This window comes from Segatella sp., from assembly GCF_977051555.1.
The window spans coordinates 19093-39057 of record NZ_CDRSSE010000019.1 but is presented as its reverse complement, the minus strand read 5'-3'; the positions used below and the strand labels follow the sequence as shown (position 1 = coordinate 39057).

Sequence of the window (19965 nt, the reverse complement as noted above, 5' to 3'; positions counted from 1 at the left end):
TTATATTAGGGTGTGTTGATAGGCACACCCTTTTTTGTTTTATACATGGTCTTGCCTATATGAATAGATATGTATGCTAATGTACGATAGTATATTGCAAAGTCCCGATGAAAAGGCTAACTTTGCACCGACAAATAAACTTAAAAACCGGAAAATGGAGAAAACGTTATTAAGTGTACTTCTGTTGTTCTCTTTGAGCTTGACAGCTCAGAACATCAACAGAAAACTAGTGGTAAAGAGAAACAACCCTCATGTTGAGTCGATGGATTCGCTGAATTCATTGTCTGTAGGCAATGGCGGGTTGGCAATGACTGTGGATGGAACGGGTTTACAGTCTTTTCCTAAGTCATATTCCAAGGGAGTACCTCTTGGAACAATGAGTGATTGGGGATGGCATTCTTTTGCTAACCCTGAGAATTACAAGCCGGAAGAAAGTTGACGTGATTATGATTTCGGGCGTGGGCGAAAAGAGCCTTAGGCTACTCAGATCAAGGATGATCAGCGAAAGAAGGCTGCTGGTAACAGGTTTCGTGTGAATCCTCATCGCCTTCATCTGGGTACATTGGGTCTATCGCTTGATTTCAATCCAAAAGACATCGAGCAGTGAATCAGACCTTGGATATGTGGGATGGCATGATTCGGAGTAGCTTTATATATAAAGGTAAAGCTTACCGGGTTGAGACGGCTTGTGACCCAACACTTGATATGATTGCCACTCATGTGCAGTCTAAGGGAAACATCGCCTTGGATATCCGCTTTGCTTATCCTACAGGCGGTCATGCTGACGATGTCTGCGATTGGAACAAAGATAACCTTCATTCCACAATGCTCGTAGCGCAGGATAAAAAATCGGCAGTTTTGAAGAGAACCGTCGATGAAACCGTCTATTTTGTGATGTTGAGATGGGAGGGTTCTGCAAAATTCAAGCAAAGGGGAAAGAACTTCTATCAGTTGCAGGCGAAGTCTGCCGACCTGAAGTTGACTTGCGAGTATGCCGAGCAAACATCTTCTGCCCGTAAAACTTTCGGTGAAGTGGCGGATGCAGCCAAGGCTTATTGGAACCATTACTGGCAGAAAGGTGCGATGGTAGATTTCGGGCAGTGTAAGGATTCTCGTGCCAAGGAGATGGAGCGACGAGTGGTGCTGAGCCAATATCTTTTGGCTATCCAGAATGCAGGAGAAACTCCTCCTCAAGAAGCAGGACTTACCTATAATTCATGGTTTGGCAAGTTCCATTTAGAGATGATTCTTTGGCACCAGGCACAGTTTGCACTGTGGGGGCATTCGGAACTGTTGGAACGTTCTTTGTCTTGGTATTTCAAGGCAGAACCAAATGCCCGAAAGATAGCAGAACGACAGGGATTCAAGGGAGTACGCTGGATGAAGATGACCGATCCAGATGCAGGAGAGGCTCCTTCTAGTGTGGGAAGTTTCCTAATCTGGCAACAGCCACACCTGATTTATCTGGCGGAATTACTTTATCGTGCTAATCCTTCTCCTGCTATCTTGCAGAAGTATGCTAGATTGGTCGATGAAACCGCGGAATTTATGGGTGACTTTGCAGAATATGATCAAGAGCACGATCGCTATATTCTGCGAGGTTGTATCGCTGCTCAAGAAACCTTGCCTGCTGCAACTACGGTAAATCCGCCGTTTGAGTTGAGTCAATGGCATTGCGCCTTGAAGATAGCTCAAGATTGGCGTGTTCGTCTGGGAAAAACTCGTGAACCCCGTTGGGATGATATCCTAGCCAAGATTTCTCCTTTGGCATCCAAGGATAGTCTGTATCTCGCAGCAGAGACAGAACCTGATACCTATACCAAGGAACGTATGTTCAGCGATCATCCTGCAGTGATGGGTGCCATCGGCTTGTTCCCTTACAACAGTAGGATGATAGACTTCGCCAAGATGAAGAAGACAGAGCAGTGGATTTGGAAGAACTGGAAGTGGAATACCTCCTGGGGATGGGATTATCCGATGATGGCTATGGGAGCCGCCCGCATGGGTGAACCCAAGAACGCCGTGGGTGCTCTGTTGATGAAACAGCAGAAGAATACTTATCTGGTAAGTGGACATAATTACCAAGATGGCAGACTTCGTCTTTATTTTCCTGGCAATGGTGCCCTCTTGATGGCGGTAGCCATGATGTGTGCCGGTTGGGATGGTAGTATTCATCCTAATCCAGGCTTCCCGCAAGATGGCAACTGGAATGTGAAGTGGGAAGACTTGAAGCCTTTGCCATGATGCACAATCTGAGAAGAATCGGTATTGAGTTTCAACGAATTAATAATTAATACAAGTACCTATGAATAGAACAAATAAAATTTTGTTTTCAGCCTTGTTGGCTGGAGGCAGCCTGGCTGCACAAGCGCAGCAGTTGGCCTTTCCTGATGCTCAGGGCTGGGGACGTTTTGCAGCAGGAGCGCGTCAAGGTGGAGCAGTTTATCATGTCACCAACCTGAACGACTCTGGTTCCGGCTCTTTGCGCGATGCAATCAGTCAGCCTAACCGTTTCGTCGTCTTCGATGTAGCTGGTGTCATCAATATCAAAGACCGTTTGGTATTCAAGAATAATCTGTATATTGCGGGTCAGACGGCACAAGGTGAAGGAATCACCGTCTATGGCAATGGCGTTTCCTTCTCTGGTGCAGACAATATCATTGTGCGCCACATGCGTTTTCGTATGGGTCATAAAGGTAGCTCGGGTAAGGATGCGGCAGGTATTGCTTATGGTCAGAACATGATCTTTGACCACTGCTCTTTTTCTTGGGGATTAGATGAGACATTCTCTATCAATCCTGATGACAAGGGAAAACATCCTGATTACATCACCATCTCCAATTGTATCATGGGGCAGGGACTGATGCCTCATAGCGCTGGCGGTTTGATGCAGTCAGATTATATTTCCCTTTATCGTAATCTGTATGTTGACAATGCTACTCGTAACAATAAGATAAAAGGCATCAACCAGTATGTGAATAACATCGTGTATAACTGGAAGAATGGATGCTATATCATGGGTGGAGACTCCAAGGGAGATTCCTTTGTGAACATAGAAGGAAATCTTTTCATCAATGGTCCTGCCAATGGTGGCAATGCCTTCTCTGGTGGCGCTGGCGAGGGTGCCTTCAACTTCTATGGAGAGGACAATTGGCAAGATAGCAATATGGATGGCAAGTTTGATCCAAAGGAAGTAACCAACTATGCTGCCGGTGTACGCCAGTCAACCCGTTATGATTATCCTGAGATGCCTAAGTGGGCAGGAAATACATTGTTGGAGAATCTTCTTCCGATAGTGGGTGCTTCTCTGCCTTATCGTGATTACAGCGATTGTTACATGGTTGATGAGGTGAACTCCTTGGGCAGGCAAGGAGAGTTATTGGCAAATGAGGAAAATCTTCCATATGGTACGCCTGACAAATGGACGGTTTGGGGCGGAAACAAGAAGATAGATAGCGATGGCGATGGTATGCCTGATGCTTGGGAAAAGGCTAATGGTACCGACCCTAATAAGGATGATGCCTTGGTGATTGCTGCTAATGGTTATGCTAATATTGAGAATTATATCAATAGCATTACCGTAGCTGACCGCGACTATTTCCTCCGTATGCCCATGTGCGTAGAGTTTGTTTCTTCTACCAGTTCTTCCATTAAGTTGAAATGGTGTGACTATACCTATGCTGAAGATGGATTCTGCGTTGAAATAACTAAGAAAGATGAGATTCTGTGGAAGGAAGTGGCTCGCACTGCTGCCAATAGTACTTCTTGCACCATCGAGGGCTTGGAACCAGGTGTAGCTTACATGGTAAGAGTGAGAGCTTTTGCTGATGCCGGCAAGTATTCTGAATATTCTCCAGAACTCACCATGGCAACTCGTCCTGTGGAGACGGGTATGGTAGATATTGATTCCTATCAGCCAGACTTAACCTGGAATCCGTCTGCTACCGATTGGGATTTGAAGAGTAAGAGTTGGAATAAGGGACAGGATGCCTTTGTTAATGGCAAGAATGTGCTTTTTGATGCCGCTGGTGACGTTAATGTGAATTTGAGTGAGACTGTTTCGCCAGCCGTTGTTGTTGTGAAAGGCAATGGCAGGGTAGCTGTTGAAGGCGCAGGAGCCATTAGTGGTGAGGCTTCTGTCAATAAGGGAGGCGAAGGCACGTTGGTTTTGAATACATTGAATAGTTATACCGGTCCGACGGTTCTTCATGAAGGCATTTTGGAGATTAATTCTCTGAAGAATGGAAGTGAGCCTAGTGCGATAGGAGCAAGTGCCAACTTTGCTCAAAGTTGGATTTTCGATGGTGGTACCTATTTATATACAGGTGGAACAACCTCTACAGATAGAGCAGCACAGGTTAAGAGTGAAACGGAACTGAACATAGCAGAAGGGGATGCAACTGTAACTCTGAATGGTATGTTCGAGGGTGATGGCGATTTGGCTTTCAATGGTGAAGGTCAGGTTACCATCGGTACCAATAAGTTCTTTGGCTACAAGGGAGCAACCATTCTTCGTGGTGGCAAGCTAAATCTATCAACAACAGATATATCCAAGGCGGGTATCGGCTCATCTTCTAAACTCGTAATGGCTGGTGGAGAACTCAAGACCAAAGGAGAGTCTAATGGTTATGAAACCTATTCTTTCCCTATTGAGGTGAAGGAAGGTACTACCTCCCAGTTCTCGCCTAACCGCCTTTGCTACCTGAAAAACAAGGTAACAGGTTCCGGCAACTTACAGTTGAACATTCCTTATCTGCGTGAGTATCTTCAGGGCAACTATGCTGAGTTTACGGGCCGATTGATAGCGAATGGTGTATCTTCTGAGAAAGACGGCTCGTTGCTCTTGTTCAACAGTGGCAGTGTTACGCTGCCGAATGCTGTGATTGAGGCAACGGGTAATACCCGCTTGGCTTCATGGGAAACCAACTCGAATTTGAAGATTGGCGGTTTGTCGGGTACTTCGAAAACCTATCTCAGTGGTTCGAGCAAGAAAACCAAGGGCTTCACTTGTACTTGGACGGTGGGTTCGGCAAATACCAACGAGACCTTTGCAGGAAAGATTAACAACTGGGCTGCGGGTGGAAGTGGTTACCAGGGAACTGTTTCTATCACGAAGACGGGTACTGGTTACTGGCGCTTGACGGGTAACAACGATTATAAGGGAATTACCAATGTATTGAAAGGTAACCTTATTGTTAATGGAACGAATAGTGGCACAGGTGCCGTGAACGTCATGAAAGATGCCATCCTTTCTGGTAAGGGAAGCATTGCGGGTCTTGTAAGGATTTATGAAGGAGGTAAGCTCCAGGCTGGCGATGTAGAGGAAGGTGCCAATGGTGCGAGATTGACCTTGAAGGGAAATCTGGAGGTGAGAACCGGAGGTGTCGTAAGTCTTCTGGCAGATGGTTCTTCTTATAATACAATCACTGCCGGTTCGGTAACGTTGGAAGATGGTGCCGTGATTCAGATAGGAGAGGAGGCTGATGCTTTGTGCTTCGTGGATGCCGAGACGATTCCTGTCTTCTCTGCCGGAGTAAAGGTGAATGGCAAAGTGCAGATGATTCCTGAAACTCCTGGCGATGGTCAGACTTGGGATTTATCAAAACTCGCCACGGAAGGTGTGGTGAAGGTTGTTGGCAATCCCACATCCATCAAAGGTGTCTTGGCGGGCAAAGATATCAAGAAGATAGAATGCTTCGATATGTCGGGTAAGAAGATAGCTGCGGTAGGTAAAGGTACTTTTATGTATCGTATTACAACCAGGAATGGCGAAGTGCTTACTCGTAAAATAGTAAGATAGCCAAAGGTTTCTGAGGCAACAAGCTGGTGGGAATGTACGATTTGTGTACATTCCCACTAATATTGTACACCGGGGTACGATTTGTTTTCAGGTTATTCATTTCTTTCTCAAAAAATGAGTAACATTGCCATCGTATAAGCCTCTGAACGATAGTTTTTATACAGCACTATTGTTCTTATAAAGAAGCCTAACCAGAATATGAAGCTGCTTAACAAACAATAGGAATCTAAAGACTAATTTATGAATAAGATTTATTGGCAAAAATGCGTGTTGGGCGGACTTTATTCTTCAAAGAATATAAAAATACATCTGATAGAATAGAAATATATGATAGTGTACAATTTTGTATAGCAATAATATGTGAAAAGCACTAATTTTGCCATCGAAAAATAGCTAACAATAAAAATAAATGAAAAAATTAATCTTAAGTATTTGCCTGTTGTTTGCTTTGAGTTCTATGGCTCAGCAACCCATCGATAGAAAGAAGGTGGTAGAGCGTAACAATCCACATGTTACAACAATGGATTCGCTCAACTCGCTCTCTGTAGGTAATGGTGGTTTTGCCATGACAGTTGATGGCACAGGCTTACAGTCTTTCCCTAAGTCTTATTCTCTTGGTGTGCCATTGGGAACAATGAGCGACTGGGGTTGGCATTCTTTTGCCAATCCAGAGAACTATCAACCAGAGGAAAGCTGGCGTTATTACGATTTTGGCAGAGGCCGTAAGGAACCTTATGCCACACAGGTAAAGGACAACAAACGAGCCAAGGCTGCCGGCGACTGGTATCGTGTAAACCCTCATCGTCTGCATTTGGGTACATTGGGATTGTCGCTGGGTGCAGATCCTAAGCAGATCAAGCAGATAGACCAGACTCTGAACATGTGGGAAGGTATGATCAAGAGCAGCTTTATATATAAAGGTAAGGCTTACCAGGTAGAAACAACCTGTGACCCTGTTCTCGATATGATAGCTACTCACATACAGTCTAAGGGAACCATCGCTGTGGATGTACGCTTTGCTTATCCTACTGGTGGACATTGTGATGATGCCTGCGACTGGACTAAGGATAAGTTGCATTCCACGACACTTGTTGCTCAAACATCCAACTCTGCAGTTTTAAAGAGAATAATCGATGAAACCGTATATTTTGTGATGTTAAGATGGCAGGGCTCTGCTAAATTGAAGCAGAAGGGAAAGAACTTCTATCAGTTGCAGGCTAAGTCTTCCGACCTGAAACTTACCTGCGAATATGCTGAGCAGACATCTTCTGCCAACAAGACCTTTGCCGAGGTGGCAGATGCAGCCAAGGCGTACTGGACAGGTTATTGGAAGAAGGGCGGCATGGTCGACTTCTCCAACTGTAAGGACCCACGTGCCAAGGAAATGGAGCGTCGCGTGGTGTTGAGCCAGTACCTGCTTGCCATTCAGGATGCAGGCGAAACTCCTCCACAGGAGACGGGTCTTACCTATAATTCATGGTTCGGAAAGTTCCATTTGGAGATGATTCTCTGGCATCAGGCACAGTTTGCCTTGTGGGGACACCCCGAGATGTTGGAGCGTTCGCTTTCTTGGTATTTCAAGGCCGAGGCCAATGCCCGCAAGATAGCCGAGCGACAGGGATTCAAAGGAGTGCGCTGGATGAAGATGACCGACCCTTGGGTAGGAGAGGCACCTTCAGGAGTGGGAAGTTTCCTGATCTGGCAACAGCCTCACCTTATTTATTTGGCTGAGTTGCTCTATCGTGCCAACCCAACACCTGCACTCTTGCAGAAATATGCACGTTTGGTCGATGAAACCGCCGAGTTTATGGGTGACTTTGCTGATTATGACAAGCAGAACGACCGCTATATCCTTCGTGGTTGTATAGCAGCTCAGGAAACTCTGCCAGCAGCAACAACCATCAATCCTCCTTTCGAGTTGAGTCAGTGGCATTGTGCCCTTCAGATTGCACAGACCTGGCGTGAGCGATTGGGCAAGGAGCGCAATGCACATTGGGATGATGTCATTCAGAAGATATCTCCATTGGCATCCAAGGACAGTCTGTATCTCGCAGCAGAGACCGAGCCTGATACCTATAAGAATGAAAAGATGTTTAGCGATCACCCAGCAGTGATGGGAGCGATAGGTCTGTTCCCATATAATAGTCGCCAGATTGACTTTGCCACGATGAAGAAGACAGAGCAGTGGATTTGGAAGAACTGGAAGTGGGAGACATCCTGGGGATGGGATTATCCGATGATGGCTATGGGAGCCGCTCGCATGGGAGAGCCCGAGAATGCAGTAGGAGCCTTGCTGATGAAGCAGCAGAAGAACACCTATCTTGTAAGCGGTCATAACTATCAGGATGGTCGTCTTCGTCTTTATCTTCCTGGCAATGGAGGTTACCTGATGGCTGTAGCCATGATGTGTGCAGGCTGGGACGGAAGTGTTCATCCCAATCCAGGTTTCCCACAAGATGGAAACTGGGATGTGAAATGGGAAGGCTTGAAGCCCCTCTTATAGTTGGTAGGAAATGAAAAGCCCCAACGCCAAATACTATTGTAAATACAACAATAAACTTATATAAACTTAAAAAAATCATTTTATGCAAAACAAATCACTTATGTTCCAGGTTTGCATGGTATTGTTCATGCTGCTGGTAGCTCCTGTGAAAGGTCTCGCTCAAGGGGTGACTATTTCAGGACAAGTGACGGATGACATGGATGTAGTTATCGGTGCGACGGTAAAAGTTGTTCCCGGTAATACAGGTACTGTTACCGACGTAGATGGTAACTTTAAGCTGACCGTTCCTTCATCTGCCAAGTCTTTGGTTATTTCTTATGTAGGTTACAAGACCAAGACAGTAGACATCAAGGGCCGAACACAGATTAATGTACAGCTCGAGCCCGAGGCTCAGATGCTCGATGAGGTTGTTTCTATTGGTTATGCCAAGGTAAAGAAAAGAGACCTGACTGCTGCTACAGCTTCAGTCAGCGGTAAGGATCTTGCCAATATACCTGCCACTTCTGCCGCTCAGGCTTTGACAGGTAAGGCTGCCGGTGTGAACATCATTACTCAGAGTGGTGCGCCAGGTGCCGATATCAACATTACAGTGCGTGGTGGTACGTCTATCACACAGAGCACCAAGCCTCTCTACATCGTGGATGGTTTCCAGATGGAAGATGGTTTGAGAAATGTCGATATCAACGATATCGAGACCATCGATGTGATGAAGGATGCTTCTGCTACAGCTATTTATGGTGCTGCTGGTGCCAATGGTGTAATCCTTATTACTACCAAGAGCGGTAAGGCCGGCAAGACAGAGGTTTCTTACAATGGTTATGTAAGTTTCCAGCGTCTTGGCAAGAAGCTCGACCTGCTTGGCGTTCAGGATTACGTGAAGTATCAGTATGAGTTCCAGACTCTTCGTGGCAACGAGGATGCTTTCGCAAGCCTTTTTGGTGGCAGCGTAAGTGACGCCGACTTCTATACAGGTGCTTATGACCGTATAGCAAGCGAATATGGCAACCGTGCCGGTATCGACTGGCAGGACGAGGTGTTCGGATCTACAGGTGTGGCTCAGACACATAATATCAATATCTCTGGTGGTAGCGAGAAGACAAAGTATATGCTCAGCTACAACTATACAGGCGAGGATGGTATCATGGCAAAGCATGGTTACTATAAGAACAGTGTCCGTGCCAAGATCAATCACGAACTTTGGAAGGGCGTACGCTTCGACTTCTCTTCTGCCTTGCAGATGACCAAGCTCGAAGGTGGCGGTTCTCTTGGTGGTACTTTGAAGCAGACTATTCTTCAGCCTGTAACTGGTGGTGTTCGTTTCACCAATGAGCAGATGCTCGGCGAAGACCTCACAGATGCCTTCGATGCCATTCCTGGTAGTAACAACTACGACTCTAACAACCCAATTCTTACCAATAACGCTATCACAAACGAGAAGTTTACTCGTCTTGCTACTGTGAATGCTGGTATTGAGTTCGACATCATCAAGAATCTTACATGGCGCACTGCTGGTAGCTATCAGTGGAAGCAGACTCGCACAGACTATTGGGATGATGGTTCTACCAAGACTGCTGCTGCCAACAAGAGCCCTTATGGTTATGGCAAGCGCAACAATGCAGAGGCTTACCAGTGGCAGATTACCAATACATTGAACTATTCTTTCGACCTCAACAAGGAGCATCACTTCTCAGCTCTGCTCGGTCAGGAGACTACTTACTGGGAGACCATGAAGCTCGACAACGAGTATCGTGAGTTCTCTGATGGTAACTTCGGTTTGAATGATGTCAGCATGGGTATTCCTGCAGTTTGGTCATCAGGCAAGACACGTCGTGGCCGTGTATCTTGGTTCACCCGTGTATCTTACAACTATCTGGACCGTTATCTTGTCAACGCTACTCTTCGTGGTGACGGCTCTTCTAAGTTTGCTAAGGGCAACCAGTGGGGCTACTTCCCATCTGCATCTGCTGCATGGCGTATTTCAGAGGAACCATTCATGGAAGGTTTGAAGGATATCTTCGACAACTTGAAGCTCCGTGTAGGTTATGGTACCGCCGGTAACGATAATATCGACGACAACATGTATGCTACTTCTTATGGTTCAGGCCATTATGGCATTGGCGGTAAGGACTATATCACTTATGTTCCAGGTAAGACTCTTGGTAATAAGGACCTCAAGTGGGAGAAGACAGAAACTGTCAACGTAGGTCTTGACGTTTCGGTATTTGGCAGCCGCCTCAATGTAGGTATCGACTGGTACAACAATACCTCTAAGAACCTGCTTATCAAGAACCAGATTCCTTCTTCTACAGGTTATACAACACAGTATCAGAATGTAGGTTCTATCCGCAACCGTGGTGTGGAAATTGTTATCAACGCAACACCAGTTCGTACAAAGGACTTCACATGGTCAACAGACTTCAATGTGGCTTTCAACCGCTCTAAGGTGCTCGATATCTATGGTGGCAGCAGTGAGTCAGACTACTTTATCCAGGAGTACGAGTCTCGTATGGGCTTCAAGATCGAAAAGGGCAAACCTCTCGGACAGTTCTATGGTTTGGTATATGATGGTCTTTACACCACAGCCGACTTTATCCAGAACGAGGATGGTACTTACAAGTTGAAGGACGGTATTGCCAGCCTGAAAGGCTTCGACCGAAAGGCTGTGAAGCCAGGTGACGTGAAGTATAAGGCTTTGGCTGGTGACACTGATGCCAACGGCAACCCAGTATGGAGTACCAATGACCGCACCGTCATTGGTAATGCAGCTCCTGACTTTACAGGAGGTTGGAACAATACCTTTACTTATAAGGGCTTCGACTTGACGGTCTTTATGAACTTCTCGGTAGGCAATGATGTGTTCAACATGAGTACTCAGCGTTTCGTTGGTCCTTACCTGGCCAACCAGAACACTATCTCAGACATGGCTAACCGTTACACCCTCATCGATCCACTCACAGGTAAAGAGACAACCAACCTTGCCCGTTTGGCAGAGTTGAACCCAGGTGAGGATAATGGCAGCCGTATGTGGAATATTTCTTCCAATAACAAGTATGCTATCTCCGACCATAGCAGCTATTACATTGAGAATGGTTCATTCCTTCGTCTGAACACCATCACTTTGGGTTACACATTCCCTAAGACATGGTTGAAGAAGATCTACTTGCAGAAGGCTCGTGTCTATGCGACAATGAACAATATCTGCACCATTACTGGTTACTCAGGCTACGACCCAGAGGTGTCTGCTTCAGGAAGCGCCCTGACTCCAGGTGTGGACAATTCTTCTTACCCACGTGCTAAGAGCTGGGTAGTAGGTGTAAACTTAACATTCTAATCAATTCATTCTAACAAGAGTAATATATGAATAAGATATTAAATATATTAGGTGTTACGGCCATAGCTTTGACCATGACATCTTGCCAGGAGTGGTTGGATATGCCATCTGAGTCATCTGCTGACAGCGGTTCTGTCTTTGAGACAGTATCCCGTGCAGAACTTGCCACAGTGGGTGCTTATGCCAGCCTCCATACTCAGGAGCTGGGCTATCAGCTGCTTGAGGGTACAGACGAGTGTGCCTCAAATGAGAGTAACTCAAAGTATGACGTTTCCAACTACAATTTCACCAACGTTGCAACTATGCTCAGCAGTACATATACTTCTATGTATGCAGCCATCGAGTATGCCAACGTTTGTATTCAGAAGTTGCCCGGTATGAGCGTTTCTGAGAGCGAGAAGGGTAAGGTGAACGCGCTTCTTGGTGAGGCGTTGGCTATCCGTGCCTATGCTTACTGGAATCTGATTCGCTTCTATGGCGACGTTCCTTTCACAACAGTTCCAACATCTGAACTGTCAACCTTTTCTTCTTCACGTACCGACCGTGATGTGATCTACGATCAGTGCATTGCCGATTTGCAGAAGGCTGTAGAGCTCCTGCCATGGCAGGGTGAGGCCAATGCTCCTGCTACACCTGAGCGTTTCTGCAAGAACTCTGCTTATGGTATCTTGGCCCGTGTGGCTCTCTATGCAGCAGGCTACTCTCTGCGTTGGGACCTCAACACTTATGATGCTTCTACTCTTCACATCGCACAGCGTTCGGATGCTGCTCGTGTAAAGGAGCTTTATCAGATTGCAGCTGATGCCTGCAAGGCTGTTATCGAGAAGCGTCAGAATGGCTTGCTCGACAACTATGACCAGTTGTTCAGAGATTTGGGCAACCAGACTTACAACAAGGAAACTATGTTGGAGTATGGTTGGTATGGCGAGAATGCTACCGATGTAAGAACAGGTTATGTCAATGGTATCCCAACTTCAGGTAACGACAATTCTGAAGGTGGTATGGGTAAGGGTGGCGCCCAGATGATGGCGTTCCCAACTCTGTTCTTCGATTTTGACAAGGATGACCAGCGTCGTGACGTGTCTGTCAGCAACTATGGCCTCGTGCTTAGTGCCAAGGGCAATAAGTATCAGATGAATGTATACAACGGTATGGGTGTGGGCAAGTACCGCATCAACTGGAAAAAGGAGATGGGCGCAACCAACAGCAAGCGTAACATCAATTTCCCATTGCTTCGCTATGCCGACGTACTGCTGATGTATGCTGAGGCTCTGAACGAGGTGAACAATGGTCCTACTCAGGAGGCCATCAATGCTGTGAAGGAAGTACGCAAGCGTGCCTTCCGTGGCGACGAGACCAAGGCTGCCGCAGGTATTCCTACTAACCATGACGACTTCCTCACCTTCATCCAGAAGGAGCGTAAGCTCGAGCTTTCCAACGAGGGTCTGCGTCGTACCGATCTTACTCGCTGGGGTAAGCAGTATGAGATGCTGATGGCTGCCAAGCAGCGCCTGATAGACTTGGCCAAGCGTGATGGCGAGTTTGCCAACGTGCCAGTTTATCGTGCTTACTATCTCTCAACCACACCTAAGTTTGAGGATCCAACCATCGCTTTGAGCTATATCGACCTCTCACAGGCTGAGGTGGAGAATTTGGGACTTACTGCCGATCAAATCAGTGGTCTTAAGATTTTGAACAGTAATACCACAGGCAAGGGCTCTACTACTGCCGACCTTTACGAGAAGGACGGCAAACTGTACAGCGAGGCCAACAAGCCTGAGGGTGCAGTGAAGCATACCTACACCATCCTCAATATGTTCAGTGTCGTTTCTATCAAGCAGAAAGGCAACTTGTGTGTAGAGGACGTAACTGGAGTGTCGAGCAACAATGCCTGGCTCACAGGTAATTCTGGTGTATTCTATGGCTTGCAAAAGAATATGACAGAGCTGATGCCGTTCAACACCTCTAAGATTCTTGATGTAAATGCAGGTCTTGAAGGTCAGCAGCATCCAGCTTACAAGTAAGGATTGTTTTTAGTACAGTACATACATTTTGGTAAATAAGAATTATTTTTAGTAAAAAAAGGACGAACTCGTGATGAGCTCGTCCCTTTTTCTGTTTGGTATAAATGCTGTTATTACAGCAGGTTGAAGAGGCTTTTGCCCGTGTTGAGCAGGTTCTTCATCTTTTCTTTTGAGCTTTTCTTTTCCGTCTTGTCCGATGAGTCGCTGTCGTTGTTTCTCATATTCTTCATGTTTATATGGTTAGTGATTGCAAATATACGCTAAAGCTGACAAACAAGCAAGAATATTGCGATAATTTTTTTATCGCCCTGCCATAAAAATCTTTTCTTATAGAGACAAACTTCCGAGAAGTCTGCTCCCAACTGCTTCGCCTAACCTTTATTTAGTTAAATATATGTCACATACAATGAAATATAGCTTATATTTGACTAAATATAGGAAGTGGCTCATGCTTAGGAGCAGTCTTCCATGGACTTTGTGATAGGCTTTCCATGGTTTTGTGGTAGGGTGAAGTGATTTTTGTGGTAGGGAAATTTGGTTTTTCCAAGTATTTGGCGTATCTTTGCACCGTGTTAAGAACTAATCTGAATAATGAGATACAGTAATTTTTTTATGGCGGCGGCTTTTGCCTTGCTCGCCAGTTCCTGCCATGATGGCGGACAGCGTGGCGTTGGTACGGAGCCTATGGCACAGATAGCGGTGGAGAAGCATGCTGAGATTCTTTCCCTTCCCATAGAGGTGAAGGCGAAGAGGGTAACCATTCAGGAAGGATTGCCCTCTAATGTCGTTAGCGATATGCAACAGGACCAGAAGGGCTTTCTGTGGTTTTCCACGCATAATGGACTTGCCCGCTACGACGGTAACGTGGTAACAACCTATTTGGACAACGACAGTACTGGCGTCTCTGCTTTAATCGGTCGTACGAAGAAGGCTTTGGAGGATGTTACCTATAAGAAGTTGTGGGTGTATTCTTCTTCTGAGAGATTAACTTGCCTGAATATGGTGGACGGCAAGGAGGAGAAGTACTATCAGGAAGTAGAGAAACTTCATTTCACTAACTGGAAGCTGGTCTGTGACGGAATGTTCTGGCTTTGGGGAGCCAAAGATGGAGCCATGTTGGTAGATTATCGCAGTGGTTCTTTCTTGACACGTAGGTTTGCCCAGGCAGAAATAGGTTCTTCCCGAGTTCCCCTGATAGACAGTCTGGACAAAGACAATGTGGTGCTTTGTACTACGGACAAGGTTTTCCTTTATTCCGAAGGTCGTCTGTTCTGCATAGCCAAGGGCATGAGAATGTCGCGTACGCGCCCCTTCCATCATAAGATGCTGATGGTTTCGGAGAAGGGCGATGTCTATGTTCTTCGACAAGGCAAGCTGCAGCGGTTTTCCCATGTAGCCTATGTTGACGGTGAGGTAGCTACCGGAGATTTGCTCATGGGCAACAGATGGATACTTTTTACCAACCGCCGCTCTTTCTCTATCGATGTGCGTACGGGAGAGGTTGCGGAATGTGAGGGCGAATGGCTTATCCCCAATGGCAGGGTGTTGACAGACAACAAAGGCAGAAAGTGGATATACAACAAGACGGGCGTGCTGCGCTTGGTAAGACAGGACAAGCTTGTGCCCCTGATTCTCTTCCCCCAGCAAACCACCAATTACATCGACCATGAGCGATTCCATATCGTAGAGGACAATCATGGGCTCATCTGGATTTCTACTTATGGCAAAGGACTTTTCGTGTTCAACCAGAACCTGACCCAGAGCCAGCATTTCGTGGCAGACAAGTTGGGAGAGTCGCCTATAGCCTCCAACTATCTTCTCGGCATTATTGCCGACCGTCACGATGGTGTGTGGGTAAGCTCGGAATACGGAGGCGTGTCGCACATCCAGGTGATGGACAAGGGTGTGGAACGCATTTATCCTAATGGTGAGGGCAATATGGACTTTTCGAATGTCGTTCGAATGGTGAAGAAGATGAATGACGGCACAGTCATGGTGGGCACCCGTGAGGGAAGTCTTTACCACTATAGTGCCGACATGAGCCAGGTTTTGGGCAAGAGCCACTTCGACTCGAATGTTTACGGCATAGTCCAGATGCCTAATGGTGAAACCTGGATAGGCACCCGTGGCAAGGGAATCTATGGAGCCAAAGGACTCGACTTTAAGGACAGAAACGTGTTCTGTATGGCTTCCGATGCCAAGCATCGCATGTGGATAGGAACCTTTGGAAAGGGATTGAGCCTTGTCTATCCACGTAAGGATGGCTATGGTGTGAAGACTTTCTTTGCCGACAGCGTGGGGCTTAACGAGGTGAGATGCATGGTGATAGATAAGCATGGCGTGCTTTGGTGCGGAACATCGGGAGGTCTTATCCGTATTCCTACCGATGAGTTTGTGAAGGATGCCAGCCGATATAAGACTTACGTGCGTGATTATGAAATACGTGATGTAATTGTCGACAGACAGGGACGTCTGTGGCTCTCTGCATCGGGTGATGGACTGGTACAGGTAGAGCCGGGGGATGGTGAGGCAGAGCCTAAGTTCTACGTCTTCAATACCTCTAATGGACTGGTCAACAATCTGGTTCAGTCGGTGGTGGACACACCTGATGGCAATCTTTGGATTTCTACTCAGCAGGGAGTGACAGCCTGGAATGCCCGCAAGAAGTCGTTTGAAAACTATATGTTCTCACGCAACCCTATGGGCAATGTGTATAACGAGAACTCGGCAGTATGTCTTGATGACGGCAGAGTGGTGCTGGGTGGCAACTATGGTCTTACCATTATCCAGCCTTCACGTCTTAGTCATGTCAGCGGGCTCACCGACGTGGTCTTCACCTCTTATCCTTATTCAGATGAGATAACGCTGACCTATGAGCAGCGTTCGCCCAACATACATTTCTCTACGCTCGACTATTCCGATGTGCGCAATGTGAAGTATACCTATCGTCTGGAAGGCTTCGACCAGGCATGGAGCAAACCTTCGTCCACGCCCTGGGCGGCTTATCAGAAACTACCAGCTGGCAAGTATGTTCTGCATGTCAAGGCATGTACGTCGGATGGCACCTGGGGTAAGGAGAGTACGTTAGTTATTCGTGTCAAGCCTCCTTTCTATCTTACGTCCTGGGCGATAATGATTTATGTGCTGCTTGTTCTGGGTGTCATCATCTTGGTGGTGAAGTTTGTACACGACAAGAATGTGCTTCGCAACCGAATCCGTCTTGAGCAGGAGCTCACTCGCTACAAGTTGGTCTTCTTCACCAATATAGCCCACGAGTTCCGTACTCCTCTCACCCTGATGCAAGGCTCGCTCGAGAAGGAGAAGCGCATCATGAAAGCCAACCGCTGGCAGACAGAGTTGGAGAAGACTATACGGGTGATGGACAAGAGTGTGCAGCGTATGTTGCGACTCATCGACCAGCTATTGGAGTTCCGCAAGATGCAGGCTGGTAAGCTGAAGCTGTCCTTGCAGGAGACCGATGCCGTGATGTTTGTCAAGGGCATCTGCCGTATGTTCGACGATGCAGCCGAGTCGAAGGAGATAGCTTACAGTTTCGAGTCGTCGGAGCCGGCACATGCGATGTTCCTCGACCAGCAGATGATAGACAAGGTGGTGTTCAATCTTTTGTCCAACGCCTTCAAGTACACCCCTGCCAAGGGAACCATCTCTGTAAGCCTCTCTTTCACGGATGTGATGACCATCCGTGTGGCTGACACGGGAGTGGGTATTCCGCAGGAGAAGCGAGAACAGCTCTTCAGCCGATTCATGCAGAGCAGTTATACGGGCGAGAGCTTTGGCATCGGACTCCATCTTACCCATGAACTTGTGAGGACGCATCATGGCGAGATAACTTATCAGGAGAACGAGGGTGGAGGTTCGGTCTTTGTGGTCACGATACCTCTGCAGAAAGACTGCTACGAGGCTTCCGACTTCTTGGTAAAGGACAGCCCTATCCTGAAGGCCGATTTGACAAAGGAACGGGACGGACAGGAAGAAAAAACAACTGATGCTGTGCCTTCTGCACCATCTGCTCCGCTCAACCGTCGTACCGTTCTTCTGATAGAAGACGACAACGATGTACGTGAGTTCCTGCTCTCTGAACTGGAGAGCTGTTTCGACCTGAAGGTGGCTTCGGATGGCAAGGCGGGTATTGCCATGGCAAAGGAGTTGGATGTCGACTTGATAGTAAGCGACGTGATGATGCCTGGAATGAATGGCTTCGAGCTTACTAAACGTCTAAAGAACAGTTTTGAGACGAGTCATATCCCCATCATTCTCCTCACAGCCCTCAGTACTGACGAGAATGTGCTCGAAGGAACAGAGTCGGGAGCCGATGCTTACATTACCAAGCCGTTCAGCCCGCAGTTGCTCATGGCTCGCATTCTGCAGTTGCTCAACCAGCGTGAGATACTTCGTCAGAAGTTTGGCAAGGTGCCACAGGAGATTCGTTCTGCCATGCTCAGAAACGAGCAGGACAGCTTGTTTGTCAAGCGTCTTGACAGTATCGTCTATTCTCGCCTTGGCGAACAAGATCTTTCTGTCGACAAGGTGGCAGGACTGTTGCACTTGGGACGCACCATCTTCTATAAAAAGGTAAGGGGAACTACGGGTTATACACCTAATGAGTATATCCGTGTCATCCGACTGAGAAAAGCTGCCGAACTGTTGAAGGAGGGCGAGAAGAATGTGTCGGAGGTGGCTTATGCTGTAGGTTTCGACAATCCGTACTACTTCAGCAAGTGCTTCAAGGAGCAGTTTGGTATGCCGCCATCGCAGTACAGAAGTTAAAATGGTTTTTAAAGGAGATTTTCTTTAGGAGTTAAAGAAGTTAAGACAATAGTCTATTTGGATAAGACGCAGGACATTAGTCCCTTACCTCCAGAAATATACGTTACCCACTAAGCATTTGTCTTAACTCCTTTAACTTCTTAACTTCTTCTTTTTTAAAAAGAACTACTTAATGGCTTTACCATTTAGTTTCACTTTGTTGAGCTTGCAACTGCCCAATACCGATGTGTCCATAATTCCTACAGGGTCGGTGACATCGATGTTTTCGAATGAGAAACTACCCAAGTCGTAGTTTTCTGAAGGTATCATTGTGTAGAACTGTTTGGTGCTCTTCACCTTGATATTCTTCATCTTCACGTTGTTGATGACTGAACGGGGCATGTCGTCTCTGTCTTTCTTGTCGTAGAACTGGGTCCAAATACGGGTTCTGATGCCGAAGGTAACTACTCCTGTACAGTTTTCTGCCAGTACATCCTCGTATTTCTGTGGTGTGTCGGGGCGCATCTTGAAGAGCAGAATGTTGCTGGTTCCGTTGAACTGGCAGTCTCTTATAATCACATTCTTGGCATCATAGCATTCGCTTCCGAAGGTGACACCTCCACCGGCTTTCTTGAAATAGCAGTTCTCTACAATGACGTTGCGGCAGGGAGCATTGGTGCTGTCCTTGTCTACGAAGGTTCCCTTGCCGCCTTTCAGACACACACCGTCATCGTTCACGTTTACCCAACAGCCTCTTATCAGCATATCCTCGCATCCATCGATGTCTATGGCGTCGGTGCTTGGACCTTTAGGATAGCCGCTTGTCGGTGCGTAGATATACAGGTTGAGGTATTTCACGCGCTTGCACTTGTACAGATGGTTGGTCCAGAAACCAGAGTTCACCATTCTGATGCCGCTTACCTTCACGTCGTTGGAGTTGGAGATGTAGACCAGTCTTGGGCGGAGAGCCTCCAAGTTGGTACACTTCTTGATGACTTTTCGGCGCAGCCAGAACTCATCGTAGAATTTATGTCCGTTGCCGTTGAGGGTTCCCTTGCCTGCAATGGTGAAACCATCGTGATGATCGGCATTGATGAGTGCTGCAAAATAGTCTAAGGTCTGACCTTCCAGTCGAGTCTTCACTATCTGATAATGGGTGATGGCATCGCTTCCTTTCAGTGTGGCGTTCTCTTCCAAATACAGGTTGCAGCCTGGTTTGAAGAAGAGAGAGCCTGTAAGATAAGTGCCTGCAGGCACCACGATGACTCCGCCACCATTGGTATGACAACGGTCTATGACTTCCTGAATCTTCTGGGTCTGAATGATGGTTGAGTCATTTACCACTCCATAATCGGTAATGATGTAGGGCTTGCCCATGTCCTTCAGTTCCACACCAGTGGTGTCGGCAAACCATGAAGAGATAGGTGTGCCGTCGGGGAAAGTGCTCGTCTGCTTCTTGGCTGAGCAGCCGAGCGAGATAGCGATAGCTGATAAAAGAATACAAATTGTTTGTTTCATATTTACTTGTGATTAGTTTTTT

General features: G+C 46.9%; 6 protein-coding genes and 1 pseudogene. 6 read left to right on the top strand and 1 reads right to left on the bottom strand.

The genetic code is table 11. The annotated features are described in order from the left end of the window. Positions 1 to 154 precede the first annotated feature (154 nt). The 6 genes and pseudogenes from ACWJAO_RS06470 (at position 155) to ACWJAO_RS06445 (ending at position 18446) form a co-directional block, all read left to right on the top strand. Positions 155 to 2244 (top strand): annotated as a pseudogene (locus tag ACWJAO_RS06470) (hypothetical protein). 61 nt (positions 2245 to 2305) lie between these two features. Then, positions 2306 to 5800, top strand: coding sequence for an autotransporter-associated beta strand repeat-containing protein (locus ACWJAO_RS06465; RefSeq protein WP_449139666.1), 3495 nt, complete (start codon positions 2306 to 2308; stop codon positions 5798 to 5800). A gap of 409 nt (positions 5801 to 6209) precedes the next feature. Beyond that, entirely contained in the window at positions 6210 to 8303 is a 2094-nt protein-coding gene (locus ACWJAO_RS06460) for a hypothetical protein (protein WP_449139665.1), read from the top strand. Positions 8304 to 8430: 127 nt separating this feature from the next. Next, positions 8431 to 11634 carry a SusC/RagA family TonB-linked outer membrane protein gene (locus tag ACWJAO_RS06455; protein WP_449139673.1) on the top strand — a complete coding sequence of 1068 codons (3204 nt, stop codon included), beginning with the start codon at positions 8431 to 8433 and terminating at the stop codon, positions 11632 to 11634. Between the two features lie 26 nt (positions 11635 to 11660). After that, a complete protein-coding gene (locus ACWJAO_RS06450) occupies positions 11661 to 13658 on the top strand; it encodes a RagB/SusD family nutrient uptake outer membrane protein (RefSeq protein WP_449139664.1) in 1998 nt (665 codons plus the stop codon). A 591-nt stretch (positions 13659 to 14249) separates the two neighbouring features. Continuing rightward, positions 14250 to 18446 carry an ATP-binding protein gene (locus ACWJAO_RS06445; protein WP_449139663.1) on the top strand — a complete coding sequence of 1399 codons (4197 nt, stop codon included), beginning with the start codon at positions 14250 to 14252 and terminating at the stop codon, positions 18444 to 18446. 165 nt (positions 18447 to 18611) lie between these two features. On the opposite strand, the gene ACWJAO_RS06440 is transcribed toward ACWJAO_RS06445, so the two are convergent. After that, positions 18612 to 19943: a glycoside hydrolase family 28 protein gene (locus ACWJAO_RS06440; protein WP_449139662.1), complete on the bottom strand. Its 1332-nt coding sequence runs from the start codon at positions 19941 to 19943 to the stop codon at positions 18612 to 18614. Positions 19944 to 19965 lie beyond the last annotated feature (22 nt).

Excerpts from the sequence above, each read along its gene's own strand:
- ACWJAO_RS06460 (WP_449139665.1), top strand. The coding sequence starts at position 6,210 with ATGAAAAAATTAATCTTAAGTATTTGCCTGTTGTTTGCTTTGAGTTCT.
- ACWJAO_RS06445 (WP_449139663.1), top strand. The coding sequence starts at position 14,250 with ATGAGATACAGTAATTTTTTTATGGCGGCGGCTTTTGCCTTGCTCGCC.
- ACWJAO_RS06440 (WP_449139662.1), bottom strand. The coding sequence starts at position 19,943 with ATGAAACAAACAATTTGTATTCTTTTATCAGCTATCGCTATCTCGCTC.
- ACWJAO_RS06465 (WP_449139666.1), top strand. The coding sequence starts at position 2,306 with ATGAATAGAACAAATAAAATTTTGTTTTCAGCCTTGTTGGCTGGAGGC.
- ACWJAO_RS06455 (WP_449139673.1), top strand. The coding sequence starts at position 8,431 with ATGCTGCTGGTAGCTCCTGTGAAAGGTCTCGCTCAAGGGGTGACTATT.
- ACWJAO_RS06450 (WP_449139664.1), top strand. The coding sequence starts at position 11,661 with ATGAATAAGATATTAAATATATTAGGTGTTACGGCCATAGCTTTGACC.